This is a genomic window from Paraburkholderia sp. MM5477-R1, from assembly GCF_050436385.1.
In the GTDB taxonomy this organism is placed as follows: Bacteria; Pseudomonadota; Gammaproteobacteria; order Burkholderiales; family Burkholderiaceae; genus Paraburkholderia; species Paraburkholderia tuberum.
The window spans coordinates 390,396-411,077 of record NZ_JBNDMC010000006.1 but is presented as its reverse complement, the minus strand read 5'-3'; the positions used below and the strand labels follow the sequence as shown (position 1 = coordinate 411,077).

The following is a 20,682-nucleotide window of genomic DNA, read 5'->3' as shown; positions in this document are numbered from 1 at the left end:
TCCACATGTCGCGTTCTCGCAAAGTTGCCCGATTGTCGCCAATCTAGCCCGCGACGTCCAACGTCCGTTCGTGGCCGAGGACTGCCTGACGGCAATTGAATGCGGTCGCCGACTGGACGAAACGTTAGGCTGCTGGCGCTATCTATTCTGTTGACGGCGCCAGTTCATCGAAGCCTGGGCGCGACAAGTGCAGCACTTCGTAGCGTTCGCCTGGGACAACTGCTTCTGGTGTGTCGGCCCAAACCGTGAAGGTGACACGCTCCCAGGAGCGCGGATCAATCGCACAGGCGCTGGCGATCACACTACTATGCCTTGCGATACGCTCGACTTCAGCGACCGCATCTCGCGCGGCCTGCGCGAGATCGGCTTCGCGAGGAACGACCACTCGCTCCCGCGTCGCCGCGCAAGGCAATACGCCGGACGCCGGTCCGCGCTGGCACAGGAGGCCCGACCATGTCAGCACGACGGGCCGTCCGAACGATTCGACGATGCCTTGGAAACCGCCTCCTTCCCACAGGAAACGGTTCATACCAACGGTGTCATTCCACAAGTAGAACGGCGAATACTGGTTGAGCGTCGCACCTGCCTTGTCGCGCTCGCGGATCAGGTAAGCCTTGAGACCAAGGCCAGCGAACGTGTCGGTCATGTGCCCGCGGTCCGCGACGCGATTTCGGATGATCTGCACATCGTAGTCGGCGGGCAAGGTGATTTCATAATGCATCGCATACATGATCGGGCTCCAGATTTTGCTACAACCAGGCGAGCGACATCCATTGCGAGGGTGCCGCCGCCCGCGATTGTCGCTGACCCTGAGCTGCCGTTCGGCCCAGTCTAGCTGCAACGGCTTCTTTGAAGCCAGAACGGCCGAAAGATCGATGAAAGCAGCAGGGCGACTTTCCGGCGAAGACGCTTTGGAGGGGGCAAACCAGGATGCTTTCCGGCAACGCCTCGCTCAGCGACACCACGCCTCGCAGACGAGGCCACAACCGGTTCTGCCCCCCGCAACCGAGGAGTTCCACGATGCCAGCTCATTCGCTCAACTTAAACGTTCGTGTCGCCTTGGTGACCGGCGGCTCGCGCGGAATCGGACGCGCCATTTCGATCGCGCTTGCCTCAGCCGGCGCAGCAGTCGCGGTCAACTATCGGCAACGCATTCATCACGGGCCAAACGATCCCCGTCAACGGAGGCGCAAGCTTCATATAGATCCTTGGCCGCATCGCGCGCGGGCAAGATCCGATGCGCGAGAGGCGTCCCGGTTAGGCGCGAGTAGGTCCGCTTGCACGCGCGGCACCGGAAAAACGGTAATGCATGATGGCGATTCGGCCGGTTCTGCACCCGCGTGTTGCCACTCTTGCAGGCCGGGCACGGTGGCACGGGCGTCGTCTCTCGCGAGTACAACTCGTCCCAGATTCCGGTTACGAACGTTGTCAACAACGGATCGTCCTCGTCGCTGTACGCGCGGCCCGCAGCATGCGTGACCGGTAGCGTCGCGTCGAACTCGGGGATCAACGTTTGCGTTGGACTGCACGCGGTCGAGCCGCGGTGGTCCTTGTGCTCCGTGTGCTTACGTTTATGCGTGCGCGTCATGTTCGCTGTTCAACGCAGCCGTTGGTGGCCGCGAAAGCTGAGGGTATCCGTATGTTGTTTCGTCTTCTCTGAGTCAGTCTAAAAGCGGGTGCCGGCGTGGCATCCGCCAAAGGCGCCGCCACTGGTTGCCGAGCCGTCGCAGCCGAACAGGGAACAGCCGCCGAGCGGCGACGACGCGGCGACAACCAGCGCGGCGACGATGAGTTTTCGTCGTTGCATGATTGCAATCAATGGTGAAGCGGGTTGGTCGCGAAAATCAGCTTGAGCGCAACATGTAGAAATCCCCACGCGAACAGGATCGCGGCCAGCGTATCATCCCATGGCGCGTCATACCATGATCGGCACGGACCCCTTGCTCCGCCGGCGGTTACGCGCCAGACGGCGGCTTTCCCAGGCGCATTCCGGGCACCAGCTGCCTCGCCAGACACTGTTGACCGAGGCGCGCCACAGGTGACCCTTGGCGCACTCCCAGTCGATCTTGCCGTGTGGTCCCGGGTAGACCGTCGACAGGCAGCGTCCGCCACGCGAATTCGCCACTTCCTGCATCTGTTCGATCGTGCGCGTTCTGGCCTTCACCGCGCAGCGGTGGCACCACTGGCCTTTCTTCACCCTGAACCACTGTGCTTTCCAGATGTGACCTTCGGCGCACTGCCACTCCAGCGGCGTTTCCTTGTCGACATATGCTGACAGGCACCGTCCACCCCGCTCGGCCGCAGCCCGTTCAAGAGCTTCCTGCGGGGGTTTGATACTCTGGTGATGGCAGCTCTGGCACCAGTCACCCGCCAGCACGCCCTCCAGGCTGGCGAGCCATGTATGACCGGCTGCACAACGCCAGCGCAGTTTTTTCCTAATGTTCTCGTATTGGGTCGACAGGCACTGGCCGTCCTTTGCCGCCGCGAGTGCACGCGCCTCCTCGAGCGAGTGAATCGTTGCGCGCTCATAGGCGCAAGCCTGGCACCAGCTACCCATGCGCAGCATGTGAATCAGCATCGGGAACCGGTGTCCCGCTGCGCACTCGAACTCGAGCGGCACCTTGTAGCCCTCATACGCGGCCGACATGCATTGCCCACCCCACGCACGCGCGAGTTTGCTTATCGCGGCGAAGGCCCGCTCACGATAGTCGGGCGCGCTGCTTCCGCCCGGTCCGGGCAAGCCGTCCCGTGCACGTTGTACGCGCTGTCTCGTGCCTGCGGGTACCCGCTCTGACCATACCGCCGTCGCGATCGGTCGGGTCCGCCGGGCTGTCGACTTCGCCGGACCTCCCGATCCGGTTTCGTGTTCACGGGCGAGCCGGATGTCAACATCCAGCTGGTCGAGTTCCTGCTGCAGTTCGCGAAGCGTCTTCATCGGGCCGCCCCGTCATGCAAACGCGTTGAGCACAGGCACTCCCGGACGTCGTGTCATTCCGGCTAGTCCTTCTGGCGATCACCGGATGCGACCAGTTCCTGATCCATCAGCGTGAGCTTCAGCGGGGCATCGGCAGACAGCTTCTTCTTTACGATCACGTATTTCCAGCCATCGCCATTGCCGGGATTGCGATAGAACGCGACGATCGCCACGTACTTCGTGTCTGCCTGCATGGGCTGAGACAGGCTGACCGACGCGCCAGGATTGACGACGGCTGCCATACTGGCCTGAAGGTCCTGCGCGAGTACGGTCCTGTCGTTCTTCAGCAGATCGTCGTAGGACACGCCGTCAAACAGCTTTCGATCCTTGAGCTGATAGACGCGGACCGCGAGTGACGTGGAACGGCCTGCGTCATCCGGATTCAACTCGGCACGCGCGGTCAGGTCGACGTCAAGCACCTTGACCTGCCTGAAAAACACCGAGTGATACGCGCTGGAAGTCGTATCAGATACGGACTGCCAGGCGCCGCATGCGGAAAGCAGCAGACCTGACGCGAGGGCGGCCACGGTTAAACGTAAAGGCATGATTTCTCCAGATTCAGGCGGCACGTGGAACCCGATGCGGGTTCGGTCCGGGCGTGGGAAAGACTTCGTAGACGCCGAGCGCAATGGTGATGATGCGTTCCTCATCAGACGGCAACACGACGGTCCATCCCAGCCGCGGTGCCGGGCCGGTCGCAGCCGTGCCGACCGACGGCGCGGGCGCGAGACGCGACGACACCTCCATGCGCAGGTGTACGTCGGCCTTCGTGCCCACATACAGGCGGATGAACGCCATCAGCTCGCGATGCAGCCATGCGCCGGGCAGCAGGTCGTGCGCCTGCTGTCCGTCCGAAGGGCGCAGCGTCACTCGCACGGCGCGGCTGCGATATTCGAGGCGGTTGCCGAGCACGTAGCCCCCGCCAAGTCCGCGGCGCTTGCTGTCTTCCTGAGCGCCGGCGAGCCTGCCTGACGACGTGAGGGGCTGCGGCTGTCCGGCACGCTTGACCGTCGGCCAGAACTCGTCGACACGCACCTCGACACCGGGCACCGCCAGCGCCACCACACCAGCGAGTCCCTCGGGCGTGCGCGTGCGCTGGACCAGCAGACCCCAGCAGCGCGAGCACGCGTGAATCCGGCAGACCCGACCGGGCCGGCTTCTCGCCCCACCCGAAGCCGGCGAGGCACAGGAGGTTGCGCGACTGCGCATCGGTGCCGCCCGCCTGGAAACTCTCCGCGTAGCGGTACTTCTTCCAGGCGCGGTACAGCAGCGCCACGTAGCGGTGGTTGAACTGGTCGAGAAACGCTTCGACGGCTTCATGTCCTTCCTCGCGCAGGACGATCTCATCGATCATGTGCGATGGCACCGCGGCGTCGACGCCATACAGGCCCAGGAAGGTCGTGCGCACGGTCGGCGGCGCATCGGGACGCTCGTCACTAAGTTCCACCGCGGCGATCTCACCGGCCGGGAACCCCAGCCGCGGCCTCGGCCGGAACCTCACCGGCTCGTGCTCCGGCGTGTCTCGCGTGCCGAAGCCCGGTTGATCGGGTACACGCACTTCGAGCAGCCTGCATAGCTGCATGAAATTCATCTTCGGCGCGCGCGCAAGCAACGACGCCACGAGCGGTTCAAGATTCGGCAACTCGCGTGGTTTCATAGGGGAGCGCGCTGCGCCTTGCTGCGCGGCCAGACGGTACGGGTTTGCGAAGGCAGGCTCACGATGGCGAGCTTCGTGAACAGGTTGATCTCCGCATACAGCCCGAAGAAACGGTGCAGCAGTTCGCCGAACAGCATCACGTCGCCCTCGCCCGCGAACGCGTGCGAATCGAGCGTGACCTCGATCAGTACGCCCCGCTCGACCGAGCCGCCCGACACCTCCTCGAGCAGTTCCTCCGACACGTACAGGATGCCGGCAAGGCGCCGGCGGTTCAGCTCGTCGTTGGTCCAGTCGTAGAGCGCCAGTGCGCCCCGCAGCACTTCCGCGTCCATCATCGACAGGAAGTTCGGCGCAAGATGCGACAGCACTCTCCACTGGAAGCGATCGCCCGTCGGCGGATAGAGCGGCAGCGTCGGCGCCACCAGGTTGCGTACACCCGCGACATTCGGCGTGCTCGCGGCCAGTTCGTCGATGCTGGCCTCGCGCAGGCCCTTGCGCGGCAGCATCCCGTTCGTGCCGGTCACGCGCAGCGAAACGCTCTCCTCGGGCAGATCCTCCATCGTCTCCCACGCGTGGCCGCCGAGGATCACCCATGTTTCGTGCAGACCGGTCACGCCTGGCCGCACGCGGGTGTGGAAATACCGTTCGGGCGCTTCATGGCGCAGCATGCCGCCGCGATGCCGGAAGGTGGCGAACGGCACATACTCGTAACGCTCAGCCGTCACATGGTCGAACGATTCGATCGCGTCGACCGAATAGGTTTCGACATGTTCGCCCTGGTGCCCGGCCGGGACGACCCGGTATTCGGTCTCGTGGTGATCGATCACGATCGGCGCGGCATCAAGCTCGAACAGGTTGATGACCGGCGTGCAGAAGAGCCGCACGTTCTCCGCGCTGAAACGCTGGTCGGATGGATACGCGTGCTTGAGCACAAGCTCCAGTTCGAAACGGGTTGTGCTCGCCGGCAGCTTCGCCACGTCGAGGCCGCACAGGTCGACAAAGAGGAATTTCTCGCGGAACGTGAAATATTCGAGGAGCAGCTGGTAGCCGGAAAACGACGCCTCGGCTTTTGGCCATAACCGCTCTTCGGTTGAGAAGCCCGCCGGCTCGATCGTGACGCCGGCCAGCGGCAGCGCCTCGCCATCACGCACTTCGGGGATCCGCCATGCAACCGAATCCACCTGGCGGGTCAGCGCCAGATGCATCGCGAATGCGGTCGGCAGATCGGCGTTCAGATGGAGGCGCACACGGGACAGGTCCGTCGCTTCGCGTCGCGCAGACTGGTCCAGATGGAATCCGAGGCGGATCACCGAGCGGCCGTCATGTCGCACGGTAGGGCCCGCATGCGTGAGGCGCAGCGGCTGCAATGTCACCTCCTGCGTGGTCCGGTAGAGGCACTGCACAGTCCTGGGCGTCGTGCCCTCAGCGCCCGCCGCCGGCGGCACGGGGATGGATGCGGAGCGCACCGGCACACCGGCAGGCACGCTTTCCGTCTTCTGCAGTGTCTCGGCGAGCGGGATCAGCTCGACGACCGACAGCGACGGCATCATGCGCAGGTAGTGTGGCCACAGCAGGCTCACGAGACCTTCCGTCAGTTCGGGCAGTTCGTCGTCGAGCTTCTGCTGCAGGCGCCCCGTCAGGAACGCGAAGCCTTCGTGCAGGCGCTCGACATAAGGATCGCGCTCGCCGACGCGATCGAGGTTGAGCATGCGCGCCCGGTCGGGATGCGCTTTCGCGAACTCCTTGCCGGACTCGCGCAGATAGCGCATCTCGGCTTCGTAGTAGCGCAGGATCGGATCGTCGTTTTCCATGGTGTTCTCTTATTTTCGTTCTCTTATGACAGCGTCAGCGCACGGGACGGGTCGAGCACGGTCAGCTCGTCGCGCAACTGACCGATGCGGTGCGCGAGCGCCGGCTTGTCCGCGTCCTTGCGGCTGCTTGCCGCTTTCAGCGCACGCATCAGCTGGTGCTTGACCTCGAAGATGAGCGCCGGCTCCCAGCGCATCAGCGGCAACGAGCGGGCAGCAGCATCGAGTTCGGTCAGCAGCGCCATCGCCGTATCGGCACGGCCCGCGTGATCGGCGAGTCGCGCCATCACGAGCCGCTGCAGGTAGCGCTGGCGTTCGGTCCGGATGCCGGGCAGTGCTTCGAGCCATGCGAAGGCTGCCTCGATACCGTCGCCGGCCACCATGTCGCGCGCCTGCGCTTCGATCTCGGGCCAGTCACCGGCGGCGCCGTCGTCGCTGTCTGCCGAAACAGGCAGTGGCGCAACGCTCTCTCCCGCTTCGAGGTCGCGCACGACCGCGTGGCGGGCGATCCATTCGAGCGTCGCGTCGTCGGCGAATGGCGTGCCCTCGTTGAACGCGAGCCGCTCGATACCGGGCAACCTTTCGAGGAACAGCGCGAAGTCGGCGCGCAGCAGTTCCCGCCACGTGCTGTAGGGCACACCGACGTGGTCGAGCGCGACGTGCTGGAAATACTGCAGGTCGAACCAGAGGTGGTTCACGCCCTCCATGTACGCCCCTTCGACGCGCTCCAGCAGTTCGTGCCACTGCTTCTGCAGCACGAGCCGTTTCATCTGCTGGCGAAGTTCGCCGCGCGGCGGCACGAGGCGCGTACGTGCGCTCGCATCCGCTGGCGGCACCTCATGGAGTGTGTCCCAGCGGATGCTGCGTACGAGCCGCACGGACGGCAGGTAGCCGTTTTCCTGATCACGCAGCCACGTCGCCATCGTGCGCGCCTGGTCAAGCAGATCGCGCGTGGAGCCGATCGCGCTGGATGTTGAAGGGGAACCTGCCACAGCGAAGGGCGCGGTCGAGTCGGGTTCCGCGCTGCGTGCCGGATCGTCGCAGCGCTCGAAACGGGACACGAGGGGGCGCAGGTTCGGCCGGGCCGCTTCCGGCCACACCCCGGTGCGGGTCACAAGCAGATCGAGCGCGGCGATCGCACGTTCGAGATCGGCCGGCGCGAACTCGCCGCGGCTCTCGAGCAGATCGATCATGCGGGTGGTGGCCAGCATATCGAGCGCGCCCTTCTTCGCCTCGGCGCGTGCGGGCAGCAGCGCCTCGCCGAACCGCTCCACCAGCGCGGCCGCAAGCTCCAGACCGTCCGCGAAGCCAGCCGTCCCATCCTGGCGCAGTCGCGCGAACGCGTAATACCCCACCACCCGCAGATCCTTGCCGGTTTCCTTCGTGAGCTGCTCGCAGGAGCGGACGATCAGGCCGTCGTCAATGCCGGAGAGCCTGTTCGCCTCGTCCTTCAGTCCGAAGAACGCATCCTCGTAGCCCGGATCGCGGCCCACACCGTGGTCGCCTGGTAACGGGTGTAGCCAGGCGTCCCACGCATCGAGACGCGCGCGCACCAGTTGCTCCGCATCACGCGAAGGGAACAGGGTTTTGAGCAGACCGGAGAGCATTTATTCGACCTCCGGCATCGCGCCATGCGGCAGCGGCATCGCCGCGTGTTTCGCTGCTGCAATCGCTGACGGCGGCAGTGGCGGCGGATTGACGGCCGAGAGCTTCGGTCCGCCCTTCGCTGCGCTGGTCACGAAGATCCTCGTCGGCAGCGTGAAGTGACGCAGTTCGAGCACGTCGAGCGGCCCCGCTCCAGCCTCGCTGCGAAGCTGTACACGCAGCGGAATGCCCTGGCTCTGGTCCGGCGTCCAGGTCAACAGATAGCGCGCGCTGTCCTGCGGCGACACCTTCGCGTGCTCAAGCAGCCGGATCAGCCCGAACCTGCCCTGAGCGTCGAGCCCCGAGCGCAACCCGCCCTGCTCGGTCTGCCACTCGATATGCGAGAGATTCTCCAGCGAGTCGCCGGGCCAGATAAACGGCGTCCACTCTTCCTTCTGGTTGAAGTAGTGCAGCTCGCGGCCCGACAGCACGAACTTCATGTCAGTCACGCCTGGTGTCGGCACCGCGCGTAGCTCATAGCGCACATGCGCGTCGCCCGATGGAAACAGCACGGTCGCCACGCGGGTGAGCCTGTTCAGGTCCGTGAGGAAGTCCGGATCGAGTGTGAGCGCGCCGTGGCTCGTGCCATGATCAGCCCCCTGGGCGGCGACCCATCGGTCGCCCTGACGCTCGACGATACCGGCCAGTTGCGTCGTGACGAACCCTGTCATGACGCCGCTGTCCGGGCGCATGAAGCGCGCCATCTCGGGTAGCGAGGCATCGTTGTCGGAGTCGGCGAATGGATAGCGGCCGCCGAACGTCCGGTTCCAGTCCGCGACAATCGCCGTGCGCCAGATGTCGTTCAGGCTCGCCGCGGCCGGCTGCACCACGACCTGCCAGGTCTGGTCGAGCGGTGCCTGAAACAGATCGCCGAAGCCTGCCCATTGCTCGCCGAGGCTCGCAGCCAGACGGCCCGCGTAATCCCGGCTGTCGGCGATATCAGACGTCTTGCCCTGCAGCACGGATTGTGCGGCCGCGCGGGCCATCGCGTCCGCGTCGGCACTGTCGACCATCTGCTGTGCCTTCAGCCGCATCGCGCTCACCCGTTCGAGATAACGCGCGAGGCTCAGGTCGCCCGTGGCCGCCAGCCGGGTGGCGGCCTTCGTGTTTGCGGGCGCGCCCGAAGCCAGGGAAGCCAGGTCGCTGCCCGTCAGGCGCAGGACCGGTCCGAAGGCCACGGCCAGCGGTGCCAGTTGCGGCTGGGTCTGCTTCGACGGATCTTTCTCGTCGGCGCCGACAAGTTGCTGCGCCTTGCTGATCAGCGTATCGGACAGCGATTGCGTCGCGGTGCCCGCGCCTGCCTGATAAACCACTGCGTTCATCAGGGCAACAAGCGGCGAGCGCTGCGGATCGCTAAGCAGCGTCAGCTGGTCAACCGTGCCTGACAACGTCGGGGCGGGTTGCCAGCGCAGGCTGTTGAGAAACAGCTCCCAGGCCCGCGCGTAGTCGTCAAAATAGCGCTGACGCAGTTCGGCTTTCAGCGAGCCGGTCGACGGCGCGCTCGCGTGGACGTCTGAGAGCACCCAGTCGCCGGTCACGTTGCGCTGCTCGCTCGCGTCGTCGATGGCTTTCGAGATCCGCTCGTCCCACGCAGTGCGCGTGAACACGCCCGGTACGGTCACCGCGGTATTGAAAAGCCCCTTGCTGCTCGTATCGCCGAGCAGCGTCGCGAGCGACACAGGCGGATATTTCGGCTTCGCGTCGTCGAGGATCTGCTGGTAGATCGCGTCAGTCGAGTTCTGGATGCCGCGCACGCCGATGATGGTTTGACGCGCCGTGGCCACCAGTGCGCCATCCGGAACGATCGCGAGCGACGAGTCCCCGGCGGGTCCACGGCGCCCCAGGTGACTCGCAAAGAACGCGATTGCATGCTGGCGCAGGTCTTCCCACGTGCCGGGTGTCAGTGGGGAACTGGCCGGGCGCGCTGGCGCGGCCGTGGCGATCAGCTGCGGCGTCAGGAATGAGGCAATCGCCCGATCCGGCCTCGCGAGCATCAGGTAGGTCTTGAGTGTGTCGTACGCGGCCTGGACCTGCGCGTTGCCGCCGCTGGCGATTTCCGCATCCGAGAGCGAGGCGAGCTGGTGCAGGCGCTCCTCCAGTTTCAGACGGATCGGCGCGACGAGGGTGCGGCTGACGGCGTTTTCGTAGCCGGGCCAGGCGGCGGTCAACAGTTCACCGTCGCGGTTCAGGCCGAAGCGTGTAGTCCACGGTGCGCCATCGTGCTGACGGACTTCAAGCGTATCGAGCTGTTTGTCCAGGCTGTCGAGTGCGAGCGCCGCCTGCGCGTGGTCCTGTACGGTCGACAATTTTGTTATCGTGCCAGCCGCTGTCTGGATCGTCGACCGGTTGGTGAAGCCCGACAGCATCGTGCCAGCGATCCAGCATCCGATGAGCGCCGTCGTTACCCATGCCGCCATGGTCGACAGCGAGAAGCCGACGCGACGGCCGTGGATCTTGCGGCTATGGTCGGCGACCGTTTGCCAGATCGTGCGTTGCTGCGGAGGTAGTGGTTCGCCGTCTTCGGAGTCTGGAGCGGGGGCGGTCAGTTCCCGCTCCTTGAACAGTGGCGCAAACAGCAGGCCGTGGACGGCATTGCGCCACAGACGTGAGTGGCCGGTCTGCACGACCAGGTCCGACAATGCTGTGCGGAGTTCCGAAATGTGTCGCGACAGCTCGGCCGGGTACCGGTCGTTCGGATCCCGGCTCAGGCGCACGACGCCAGCATCGGCGAGATTGCCGGAGAGCCCCTCCAGTGAGGCGTCGATCTCGTCGGGACGGATGCGCCCGTTCGACCAGGTGAAGCCGATCGCTTCGTCGGGGCCAAACGGTTCGTTGCCAAAGTCGGTGACGTTCAGCAGATACGCGGGCGCCGCCCAGCGTAGCGCGCGCGCGTGACGTGCGAGCCGCTGTGCGGTGCCCTCCGCGTCGAACGGCGGGTTGGCTGAGCTCCGGTTGCGCGTCACGGCTACGATCGCGTCGGCAGGGCGTCGCCGGCGCAGACGGCGGATCTGGTCGAGCCATTCGGCATCGAGCTTGTCGGTGGTCTGCTTCGCGTACAGCAGCACGGTATCGCCGGTGATCGCGTAGCCGGTGTCCGCGAGCCCGGGCACAAGACGCCTGACGAGCGGTTCGTCGCCTGCGACGAGCAACCAGCGGTCGCGATAACGCCAGCACCAACCGTGACGTTCCCGAAGAAAGTCGCGAAGTTGCGAAACGGAGAATGCAAAGGAGTGTTGCCCGTCTGCGGGTCTGGCGGTTTGCTGTTTTTTCTGGCGGCTCTGCTCGAACGCCCGTGCGACGCGCGAATCCGCTGCCCACTGGCGAATGCCGCGCTCGTAGAGTGCGGCCATGAGCATGCACGCGAACCATCCGGCGACGAGCGTAACGCCTACAACGCTCCGGTTGTCGGCAAGCCAGCCTCGCTGCGGGCCTTCATTCAATAACCACAACCAGACGCCAGCAAACAGCGCTGCCAGCGCACATCCCAGATAGATCAGCACCCTTGCGGAAGCCTTTTCGTTCAAGTCTTCTTTCGACATATCATTGCGACTAATTCGCCGCCCTGTTGATCCAGAATCAGTTGTGGGCTCACGCTTTCCTGCGCGTTTGCAGCGGCAAGTGCCAGTGCAAGCCACGGGGTGGCAACACCCGCATCGCCGATGGTTCGAACCAGCTCTACGGCCGGCGCTTCATTCACGGAACCATCGAGACTCCTCAATGCGGCCGCGAGCGGCTCAACCAATCCCGGATTCCAGACGGTATCGATACCGCCTTCAGCGCAATGTCCCCAGCGCAATGCATTCGCAACCACTTCATCGAGTGATCCGGCAGTGCCCCTGGAGGGCCGGTGTACGCGGACTGGTACCCCCGAATCCGGTGATTCGGCCGACGTGCCGGTCAGCAGAACTGCCGCGCCGGCTTCCGCCTGTCCAGCCTGAATGCCGCCACTAATGGCGCCTCTCAGTTGCACCGCGATCGCAAGATGACGCGCATTGCGCGCTCCCATGTCGAACCAGGCATCAAGCGAATAAAGCGACATCGGCTCCAGCAACTGGACTTTCTCTGCGTACCTCAGCCCGAGCGTTGCCCACGCTCGGGTAATCACCGTCTTTGCAACATCCGCGGTCAGATCCGAATCGAGACACAACCAGACGGTGAGGCCGTGAGCGGCCTTCAGCGGGGCCATCAGCGGCCTGATCAGTTCAACGAGCAGCCATTCAAGCACGACTGCGTGCCGACGCAATTCGTCGGCCTCGTTGCCCCGGAAAAACGCTCGACCGGGAATGACAAGCCCGCCCGAGCCAGCCGGATTTTCTGTGGACTCGCGGGTCTTCATCGCGTCTTCGAGTCTGTTTTGGCCAGCGTCGCCCGAAAAGCGCCAGGACTGCGCCATGACCGCGAACGGCACGCTCGCATCGCCGTGCAGGCGCGCTTCCTTGCGATCAATGGCTGCATTGTCAGCCAAAGCATTGCGCAAGCGGTGAGCCCCCAGAAATCCCCAGCCGAAATACAGCCCCAACCAAACAAGCAGTGGCAGTCCGAACATGCGAATCCAGAACCACGGAGTCTGCGTAGGTCGTCCCGCCGGCCATGTCGCAATACTGGTTGCAGCCCCGGCCGCGACAATGATGACCACCGCGATCAGCCAGGGTACGACTGCCTGTCTCCCATCTGGAATGGCCCCCCGTGCTGGAAGTGCATCGAAGTCAACAGGCATCAGCGAATCCTCGCCGCCCCAGACGACGCGATCAGGACGCATCCGCACCGCGCGCGATGCCCGTCCAGGGCAAGCGGAACATCTCCATCTTTGATTCGATCACTGCCTTCGATGATTTCGTTGTCGCCATGCAGGGGGCACGACACGAGGTCGCCTTTTCGGGCCGCACGGCGACCACGAATCCGGATGCGGTCCGAGCCAGAGATGACCTTACCGCCATGGCTGGTCGAATCACCTTCGAGTATCAAATTTGACATGATCTATTCTATTTTCTTGGTATGAGGTACGGTTCGATCATTTCAGGCTGGCATTTTTGGCTAGATACAATCGTTCCTTTTCTTTCAACAATGACACCAGTCGAGCTCGTGTCCCCGCCATTTCCAAATTTGACGGTGTATTTGTATCCACCGTTCTCAAACGATTCGGCCTCTTTGTTGGCAACATAGTTGCTATCTATCTGCTTGGACAAAGACAGTTCAATTTTCCGATTGGAGCCGGCACGATACTCAAGAACTGCAGCGCCGTTCATATTTCCGGAACAGACAGAGATGACCCTTTTGTCAAGTTTGCAGACAAACACATCGAACTGATCGTCGCCGCACAGACTAACGCTTTTCCCCAAGAACTTTCGACGTATCAGGTTCGCGATCGACGAATTGACTTCATTGCTTAGTTGGCTTGTATAGCTATGAGAAAATAGAGAATCCTGTTTGCGAATCTCGTTCATCAGATCGGGAATGGCGAAAAATATCATCGCGTTGTCAAGAGCTTGATTTCCATCTGAGCCAATGAAACCTGATCTATTTTTTGAGACTGATTGGATTAAATCCGCCATTTCAGTTTCACTGGATTTATTAATCCATTTCGGTGAAAACCGGTTTATCTCAATATATTTTCCGTTATCCAAATCAGACTCGACCCCGCCGATAGTTGTTAGGCCTTCGTCACCAGGATAAAGAAATGTCACATTATACGAGCCATTCATGCCGCCATTTTTCTCGGAAATTGCCAATAATCCGAATGCAATTTTTTTTATGACCGGTGGGGCCTGAACCGGAAATGTATATACTTCTGGAGTCGTCGTCTTTCCGGCCTTGTAGGTCACCGTTGCGAGTCCCCAAATCCCATCAGGACTAGAGGGCTTAGTAGCGCTACTTAATTCCAGAGTAAAATTGCCTCCGGACATGGTTTGCCCAATAAGCTCAGCGGATAGCGCGGGCAGGGACAGAAATGCAACCTGAGTAAAAATTAATATATAAAAGTAGCTGCGAAGATTGAATTTTAACATGCGACATCACTCATTAGTGGGTATCTATAGACCTGCTAAAGCACCTTCGACTTCTGTCGCCTTGGATATATGATTGTTGTACCAATTTGAGGTACCTACGGCGCTCTCAGCGAATACGAAGTGTTTAAGCTTGACATTCACCGCCTTACGGCACTCATCTAGCTTGAGGAGCGGAGCTAGCTTCAGAAGAAGCGAGTTTCTTTCAAACACGTGTCTATATCCTCCGTTAACTGCGATCGTTACATTTAGAAAATCGCTTCGTTCGGCCATTGGATTGATATCCCCCCAAGCGCTGCCCTTTCTCCAGTACCAGCATGCCGATTCCACGGTATGCGCTACTTGCTGGCTTACGATATCAGGATCTGTCGCAATCGAAGGATTGCCAACCGCGCTTCCGTATTTGGTGTAGTTATCGTCATGGGTTAGCTGAATCAACCCTCTGCCATGGAAGTTTGATCCGCCACGGTAATTACTCCATCCCGCAGGGGTGGATCCATCTCCATTTCGGTATTCTTCGTTTGTTCGTAGCTGATCGCATTCATGGGCAAATTGAGCAAGAAAATGGACCTTATGGATGCAATTCACGATCCCGTGCTTTTGAATATTTTCATTCAAAAGAGAGAGAAAGTTCTCAATGGAATAATTGCGAACGCCAGCAAAATTGGCTTTATAAAATAGCCCATGCTGAAGGACGTCGCTCGGCAATATGGCTCGGAGTTGTTCCATGGTTATGGCTTTTCCGCACGAGCACGCTCCAGATAAAAAATTCCCAACAAGTGAGATTGGGTGGACATGATAAACGTCCGAACTCGACGGAAACGGCCCCTTTACTGCATTCTTAACATCGTCCCACCAAACAAGTTTTTTAACGCGCTCGATCTCTGCGTCGTGATACGGTTCTTTCGCTACCCGTTTCAGTACCTTGTCGAAGAAGGTCTCGTATTCGCTTTGGCTGGCCCATTCGCTACGATGTTTCGGGATCAGACGCGACGCACGGAAGCGTAACCATTTGTCGTCCTTGTGCGCGCGCAACTCATCCGCTGCCTGCTGCTCGTTGCGCATCGGTGACAGTTCCCGATACACGCTGGACGCCACTGGCTTGAGCCTTGAGGCATCACCGGTCGCGGGCTTGTCCTCACGGAGCATATGATCCAGCCACGCATCGACCGTGCTGAACATCGTCGGATTGCCGGCGTCGGAACCTGTGACTGTCTCGAAGTCTTTCCATCCATGCGGTGATTCGCGCGTGACACCACCATTGGGTGGCATCTGACGATTGCGCACCCAGCCGCTGATATCAGCATGACGACTGTCGGCGCTTGTCACTTTCCACCACGGTTCGCCGTCTCCATACGCATCGTCCTTGGGTCCCTTGCTCTCGGCTGGCAGCGCATCGAGTGCGGCCTGACTGTAGATCTGGAGCACGGACGTTTCGGGGGCATCTGCGCCTTCTTCATTGATCGAATGACCCGCAAAGAGCTTCACACCCTTGCCGATCCGCAGCAGGGGAAGCCTGTCGAAATCGGTGATCTTCTTTGCGGCCTTGCGACTTCCCGACAGGAAGCTGCTTAGTTCGTCGCCGCAGAACACCTCAATGTGGACCATCCTGTTGTCCCGTGCCGGATCGTCCGGCAGCCAGTACTGCCCGAGGTGGCCGATCAGATCGCCAGCGTTGACGGGGATCGGTTTCCCCGGTATCACCACCTGGTCGCACTGCGCGTCCGACACGATCTCGGCAAGCAGCACATGCCCACGCTCCTTGCTGAGGTAAAGCCAGCCCTTATCGGCACCTGGCTGCACAACACTGGCCACGCGCGGCGGTATCGGCGTGCCTGATTCGATCGCTTCGATTCTTCCCCATTTGCCGGTACGGTCGCGCTCACCGATACGAACCCGCGCCCCTCGGGGCAGGATCCCAAGGATTGTGCGGCTTCCCGCCTCGGCATGAATATTCAGCCCCACCTGCCCAGTCGGGGCTGGGCCCAGGTGCGGGTCAGTTTTGGGTCTGTCCGAGGCGTACTGCGTCACCTCGCAGGACCGTGCCCAGTAGGCCGGTGCCGGCATCGAGTTCTGCTGATAGTCGGCCAGGCTTTGCAGATGCATGTACAGGCTGAAGAAAGTCAGCCGGTTGTTCGCGGGATATTCGAGCGTATGCCGCACCAGCGTGAAAGCCGAGCTGTAGTGGCCGGTCTGGGCAGGCTTGCCGTTGCCGGCCGCAATCTGGCTGGCCAGCGCAATGCGATTCATCCGATAGGCCACCACTTCGCCGACCGCAATGCACCGCGCACCGTGCCTGAGGTCGATCTGTTTCCCGGCGCCGTCCGCCGATACATGAATTCCGCCGTGCCACATGCCAGAACCGGTGATCGCGAAACTGCCACTTCCCTCGCTGGCAAGCCAGTCGTAGAACACGTGTTCGTCAACGATCTCCTTTCCCTTCGCGTCGCGGAACGGAAAGGAGAAGCTGATTATCGGGGGTTCAGGATTTGATTGTGTCGTCATGTCAGTTTCCAGTTAGCCTGAAAATCCCGGTTTGATATGTTGCTGGACATCTTTGAGCGGCGCATCAGACCACTGAGGAAATGCAAAACTGCTACCGTCTGGACCATTGATAGTCAGATTGCCCCTCAACTCGATTTCACCCGCCGGACTGCCAAGGGTGATCTTGCCGCCTGCCAGCTTGATATAGGCCCCCGATCCATCGCCGAGCGTCACTCCCTTGCGCCCGGTGATCATGACTTCTCCGTCGGAGGAGCTCACCACCATGTCCTTGAGCGACATCAACTCCATTGCATCCCCCTGGGCCTGAAACTGCACCTTGCCTTTTACCGAGAACAGCCGAATGCCGAGTTTTGCCGCAAAGAACGAAATCGCGTCGCCGGCCGCAACCGTGATGCGCTTGAGCACGCCAATGTCGAGTCCTGCCCCGGCCGTGACGAACATCTGCTTTGCGGCTGCCAGCTGCATGTGCTGACCGCTCGCCAGTCCAATACCCTCAGGAGCGCTCGCGACGATCACCGGCTTCTGGAGTTTCGCGAGCTTCTGTTCGACAAGCGTACGTTGCTGTTCGACCTCAGCCAGCCACGCATTCGCGGCGCTCGCTGATTCATTGAGCGAGCGCAGTATGTCCTCGCCCTGCTGGAAGGTGGTATCCGCGTTGGGCATTGCGAGCTGCTGGCCCGATGCACCAGGCTGCGCTTCGGCACTGAGCAGCATGCCTTTGGCCGTCCTGGCCGCCAGATGTCCGTCAGTGGTGAGTTCTGCGCCCTGTCCCCGTTCCTTGCCGTCGGTATCGACCATGTGCCCGAGGTTCAGCTGGCTGGACTGGAACGGCGTCATCACGTGGATGTGCTCTATCCCTTCCTTGTCCTCCATCCGCTGCGTATTGCCCGCGGCGGTCACGATGAGGTTCCGGGTGTTGTTGAGGTTATTGACGAGGTCGGGATGGAGACTGTCGTGCATCGAACCAATGATGACGGGCCGATTTGGATCGCCCGCCGTATGGATGATGGCTACCTCCACCCCATCGATCAGCGGAAAATGGTGGCCGTAATTGTCGCCGCTGTATGGCTTCGCGAGGCGCACCGGCCGGCTTGTGCCACCTGGGCTCCAATCGTCGAGATCAAACGGCAGCTTGATCACGTACCAGCCTTGCTCGGTCAGGTACGCGTATTTGTAGTTCCCCGGCGACGTAATACGCGCCGGCAGGATACCGTCGATCACCGGTCTTTTGATCGTATCGAGCGACGTGCGCCACACCCGGTCGGCCGGGATCGCCGTGAGCGTATTGGTGTAGGACTGGCTGCGGCCACCGCTGGATTCCACCGAGGTGATAAACAGCCCATGCGGCGCATCGACCGGGTTCTGGTCGAGCCGTACGACCTCGCCAGCCTCGATGGCGAATGCGTTGCCCGTTGCCTTGTAGGTGATCTGTGTTGCGAGATAGGCTTCGTGCCGCCGCCGTGCAATGCGCCGCCCTTCTTCAGGCGTCTCGTAATGTTCGCCCCAGCGATAGTCAACCGCGTTGGTCGTCTTGTCGCCGCGTGCGGCGTTTTCCTCGACGAGCAACGACACGTCGGCCTGCCGGTGGTTATAGTCGTGCAGGCGGACAGCTTCCGGGACACGCTGCGTATATCGCTCAAGTGTCTTGATCGCATCTACGCCGACGCTTTCGAGTCCCGAGTGTAGCCGGAACGGCACAACGCGCTGATTGCGGGCATACGCGTCCAGATCGTCGCCGAAGACAATCACGGCGTGATCGCGCTTCTGCTCGAAGCGGAACCAGATGCCTTCCTCCGCGCAGATCCGCTGGATGAAGGCAAACGTCGTTTCCTCGCACTGTGTGATGTACTCGTGCCGCTTGTATTTCGCACGCAGCTTGAACTCGAAATCGACGCCCGCGCGGAAGCCATAGTGGCGCAGCGTATCGGTAATGATTTCTTCGACCGACTGCTTCTGGAACAGCCGGCTCGTGACACCGCGATCGAGGTCGGCGAGCTTCGGCTCCATCACGACCTTGTAGCGCGTCTCATCAGCCGAAGTCCCGAGTTCATCGAACTTCGTGATAATGCCGTGGACTGTGTGTGCAGGCGGCATCTTGCTGAACTGCCCAGCGTTCTCGCCGAACATCTTGCGCAGATAGTCCATGTTTGGGTCGATCGGGTCGATGATGAACTTCGCGGGGCGCCCCAGCACCTGATCCATCGGAATTCCGGCCATCGGGCTCGTGAATTCGATCTCGTACCGGTAAAGCTCGCTGAGCGCGTCGCGCCCGCTGAACTTCAGGATCGAGAACGGCGCCGGGTGCGGCGCCAGTTTCAACTCATAGGCCTGGGAAGGCAAAACCATCGACATTTTCTAAAGACCCCTTGAACACACGTCATATCGCAAAGGACAACGCCGGGGCGCATGTTTCAGCGCCCCGGCGGGGTTACATCAGATAATGCGGATCAGCTCTTGGCTTTCGGCATCTGCGATACCAGCGACAGGCCGATGTCCATGCCTTCCACCTGGAAGTGCGGAATGATGAAGAGCTTGATGCGGAAGAAGCCCGGGTTGTCCTCGATGTCCTCGACCGTGACCTTCGCCTCACGCAGCGGGTGCGACGACTGCAACTCGTCACCCGGATCCTTCATCTCGGTCACGAGGCCCTTGATCCAGCTGTTCAGCTCAAGTTCGAGCAGACGCCGGTCCTTGGTCGTGCCGATGTTCTCGCGCTGGATCAGCTTCAGGTAGTGCGCGATGCGCGAGAGCAGGAAGATGTACGGCAGCCGCGCGTTGATGCGGCTGTTTGCCGTGGCTTCCTTGGTCTCATACAGCGAGGGCTTCTGCGCGGAGCTGGCCGAGAAGAAGCACGCAAAGTCGTGATTCTTGTAGAACGAGAGCGGAATGAACCCGAGGTTGGCGAACTCGAATTCGCGGGTTTCGGGAATCAGCACTTCGGTCGGAATCTTCGGCTGCGCGCCGGTGCCCAGGTCGTACAGGTGAACCGGCAGGTCCTCGACCTTGCCGCCCGCCTGCGGGCCGCGGATCTGCACGCACCAGCCGTTGTTGACAAAGCTGCGCGTCATGTTGGCCGCGAAGGCGAACGACGCGTTGACCCACAGATATTTGTCGTGGTCCGGACCCTTGACCGCTTCCTCGTAGTTGAACGAACGCACCGGCGTCGTATCCTTGCCGTACGGCAGGCGACCGAGCACACGCGGCATTGTCAGGCCCACGTAGCGGGCGTCATCGGTGTCACGGAAGCTCTTCCACTTGATGTACTCGGCGCGATCAAAGTAGTTGCCGATATCCTGGATCGCGGCCACTTCTTCCATCGATTGCTTGCCGAAGAACGCGGCGCCGACTGAGCCGACGAACGGCATGTGCGCGGCTGCGGCCACCTTGGAGACGTTACGCAGCAGCGCCACGTCCTGCGGCGAGTTGGTGAACTCGTAGTCGCTGATCATCGCGCTGATCGGCTGGCCGCCTGGCGTATCGTATTCCTCGATATAGGTCAGACGGTAAAGGCCGCTCTGGATGATCTCGGGCGTATCCTCGAAATCGCGGTGCAGTGCCTCCTTCGACACGTCAAGCACCTCGACGCGCGCGTTGCGACGGAAGTCTGTCCGGCTCACGAGCATCTTGAGACCGCGCCAGCGACCTTCGAGCGCCTGAAATTCCGGCGTATGCATCACGGCGTCGAGCTGCCGGCTGATCTGGCGGTCAATCTGGCCGATGTGGAAATCGAGCAGCGACTTGTCGAGCCGGTCGACCGGCTTGCTCGCCTTGCTCACGAGATCCAGGAAGGCGCCCATGCCGCGCGCGATACGCTCGTCGGCCGACGCTTCAGAGAGCATGTCGTTGTCGCGGAAGGCCAGCAGCGGCCGTGCTTCAGCGACGGGCTTGAGGTTGATCTTGCTGCACAGGGACGCGTAGACGCTGTCGCTGCTGCTGTCATGATTGCCTTGCGGGGCGTCCAGCACGACGGTTTCGGTCGTGCCGCCTTGCTGCGATTCAGTGGGATTCATTTCGTGTCCTGTCTGCGAAACTATCGCTACCTGCATATCTGTCCGGTTATGGAACGCCGTGAAGGCCGTCCTGGGCCGACGC

General features: G+C 61.7%; 14 protein-coding genes and 1 pseudogene. 1 reads left to right on the top strand and 14 read right to left on the bottom strand.

Annotated elements, in window-relative coordinates:
* Positions 1 to 142 precede the first annotated feature (142 nt).
* Positions 143 to 730, bottom strand: a complete 588-nt coding sequence (locus OKW35_RS20205) for a DUF4865 family protein (protein WP_429552969.1) — start codon at positions 728 to 730, stop codon at positions 143 to 145.
* Positions 731 to 930: 200 nt separating this feature from the next.
* On the opposite strand from OKW35_RS20205, the gene OKW35_RS20200 reads away from it, so the two are divergent.
* Positions 931 to 1,479: an SDR family NAD(P)-dependent oxidoreductase gene (locus OKW35_RS20200; RefSeq protein ID WP_429552968.1), complete on the top strand. Its 549-nt coding sequence runs from the start codon at positions 931 to 933 to the stop codon at positions 1,477 to 1,479.
* Positions 1,480 to 1,666: 187 nt separating this feature from the next.
* On the opposite strand, the gene OKW35_RS20195 is transcribed toward OKW35_RS20200, so the two are convergent.
* The 13 genes and pseudogenes from OKW35_RS20195 to tssC form a co-directional block, all read right to left on the bottom strand.
* Positions 1,667 to 1,807, bottom strand: coding sequence for a hypothetical protein (locus OKW35_RS20195; RefSeq protein ID WP_429552967.1), 141 nt, complete (start codon positions 1,805 to 1,807; stop codon positions 1,667 to 1,669).
* 108 nt (positions 1,808 to 1,915) lie between these two features.
* Positions 1,916 to 2,935, bottom strand: coding sequence for a zinc-ribbon domain-containing protein (locus OKW35_RS20190; protein WP_429552966.1), 1,020 nt, complete (start codon positions 2,933 to 2,935; stop codon positions 1,916 to 1,918).
* A gap of 62 nt (positions 2,936 to 2,997) precedes the next feature.
* Entirely contained in the window at positions 2,998 to 3,519 is a 522-nt protein-coding gene (gene tssJ, locus OKW35_RS20185; protein ID WP_184030273.1) for a type VI secretion system lipoprotein TssJ, read from the bottom strand.
* Between the two features lie 13 nt (positions 3,520 to 3,532).
* A pseudogene (gene tssG, locus OKW35_RS20180) lies at positions 3,533 to 4,631 on the bottom strand (type VI secretion system baseplate subunit TssG).
* On the bottom strand, positions 4,628 to 6,442 hold the full coding sequence (gene tssF, locus OKW35_RS20175; protein ID WP_429552965.1) for a type VI secretion system baseplate subunit TssF: 1,815 nt from the start codon (positions 6,440 to 6,442) through the stop codon (positions 4,628 to 4,630). Before tssF ends, tssG begins: the two are co-directional and overlap by 4 nt.
* Before the next feature lie 23 nt (positions 6,443 to 6,465).
* Entirely contained in the window at positions 6,466 to 8,046 is a 1,581-nt protein-coding gene (gene tssA / locus OKW35_RS20170) for a type VI secretion system protein TssA (RefSeq protein WP_429552964.1), read from the bottom strand.
* Positions 8,047 to 11,607, bottom strand: a complete 3,561-nt coding sequence (locus OKW35_RS20165; RefSeq protein WP_429552963.1) for an ImcF-related family protein — start codon at positions 11,605 to 11,607, stop codon at positions 8,047 to 8,049.
* Complete coding sequence (locus tag OKW35_RS20160; protein ID WP_429493100.1) at positions 11,604 to 12,800, bottom strand: hypothetical protein; 1,197 nt, start codon at positions 12,798 to 12,800, stop codon at positions 11,604 to 11,606. The genes OKW35_RS20165 and OKW35_RS20160 overlap by 4 nt, the downstream gene beginning before the upstream one ends.
* The gene (locus OKW35_RS20155) at positions 12,800 to 13,057 is read right to left on the bottom strand and encodes a PAAR domain-containing protein (protein ID WP_429333255.1); all 258 of its coding nucleotides are present in this window, start codon (positions 13,055 to 13,057) and stop codon (positions 12,800 to 12,802) included. The genes OKW35_RS20160 and OKW35_RS20155 overlap by 1 nt, the downstream gene beginning before the upstream one ends.
* An 8-nt stretch (positions 13,058 to 13,065) precedes the next feature.
* On the bottom strand, positions 13,066 to 14,088 hold the full coding sequence (locus OKW35_RS20150) for a hypothetical protein (protein WP_184057949.1): 1,023 nt from the start codon (positions 14,086 to 14,088) through the stop codon (positions 13,066 to 13,068).
* Positions 14,089 to 14,112: 24 nt separating this feature from the next.
* Positions 14,113 to 16,590, bottom strand: coding sequence for a glycoside hydrolase family 19 protein (locus OKW35_RS20145; protein WP_184057947.1), 2,478 nt, complete (start codon positions 16,588 to 16,590; stop codon positions 14,113 to 14,115).
* Positions 16,591 to 16,602: 12 nt separating this feature from the next.
* Positions 16,603 to 18,942, bottom strand: a complete 2,340-nt coding sequence (locus OKW35_RS20140; RefSeq protein WP_429552962.1) for a type VI secretion system Vgr family protein — start codon at positions 18,940 to 18,942, stop codon at positions 16,603 to 16,605.
* A 95-nt stretch (positions 18,943 to 19,037) separates the two neighbouring features.
* Positions 19,038 to 20,600: a type VI secretion system contractile sheath large subunit gene (gene tssC / locus OKW35_RS20135; protein ID WP_429552961.1), complete on the bottom strand. Its 1,563-nt coding sequence runs from the start codon at positions 20,598 to 20,600 to the stop codon at positions 19,038 to 19,040.
* Positions 20,601 to 20,682 lie beyond the last annotated feature (82 nt).

What these genes read in the sequence shown, in the direction of transcription:
- OKW35_RS20205 (WP_429552969.1), bottom strand. Translation starts at nt 730, where the DNA reads ATGTATGCGATGCATTATGAAATCACCTTGCCCGCCGACTACGATGTG.
- OKW35_RS20200 (WP_429552968.1), top strand. Translation starts at nt 931, where the DNA reads ATGCTTTCCGGCAACGCCTCGCTCAGCGACACCACGCCTCGCAGACGA.
- OKW35_RS20195 (WP_429552967.1), bottom strand. Translation starts at nt 1,807, where the DNA reads ATGCAACGACGAAAACTCATCGTCGCCGCGCTGGTTGTCGCCGCGTCG.
- OKW35_RS20190 (WP_429552966.1), bottom strand. Translation starts at nt 2,935, where the DNA reads ATGAAGACGCTTCGCGAACTGCAGCAGGAACTCGACCAGCTGGATGTT.
- tssJ (WP_184030273.1), bottom strand. Translation starts at nt 3,519, where the DNA reads ATGCCTTTACGTTTAACCGTGGCCGCCCTCGCGTCAGGTCTGCTGCTT.
- tssF (WP_429552965.1), bottom strand. Translation starts at nt 6,442, where the DNA reads ATGGAAAACGACGATCCGATCCTGCGCTACTACGAAGCCGAGATGCGC.
- tssA (WP_429552964.1), bottom strand. Translation starts at nt 8,046, where the DNA reads ATGCTCTCCGGTCTGCTCAAAACCCTGTTCCCTTCGCGTGATGCGGAG.
- OKW35_RS20160 (WP_429493100.1), bottom strand. Translation starts at nt 12,800, where the DNA reads ATGCCTGTTGACTTCGATGCACTTCCAGCACGGGGGGCCATTCCAGAT.
- OKW35_RS20155 (WP_429333255.1), bottom strand. Translation starts at nt 13,057, where the DNA reads ATGTCAAATTTGATACTCGAAGGTGATTCGACCAGCCATGGCGGTAAG.
- OKW35_RS20150 (WP_184057949.1), bottom strand. Translation starts at nt 14,088, where the DNA reads ATGTTAAAATTCAATCTTCGCAGCTACTTTTATATATTAATTTTTACT.
- OKW35_RS20145 (WP_184057947.1), bottom strand. Translation starts at nt 16,590, where the DNA reads ATGACGACACAATCAAATCCTGAACCCCCGATAATCAGCTTCTCCTTT.
- OKW35_RS20140 (WP_429552962.1), bottom strand. Translation starts at nt 18,942, where the DNA reads ATGTCGATGGTTTTGCCTTCCCAGGCCTATGAGTTGAAACTGGCGCCG.
- tssC (WP_429552961.1), bottom strand. Translation starts at nt 20,600, where the DNA reads ATGAATCCCACTGAATCGCAGCAAGGCGGCACGACCGAAACCGTCGTG.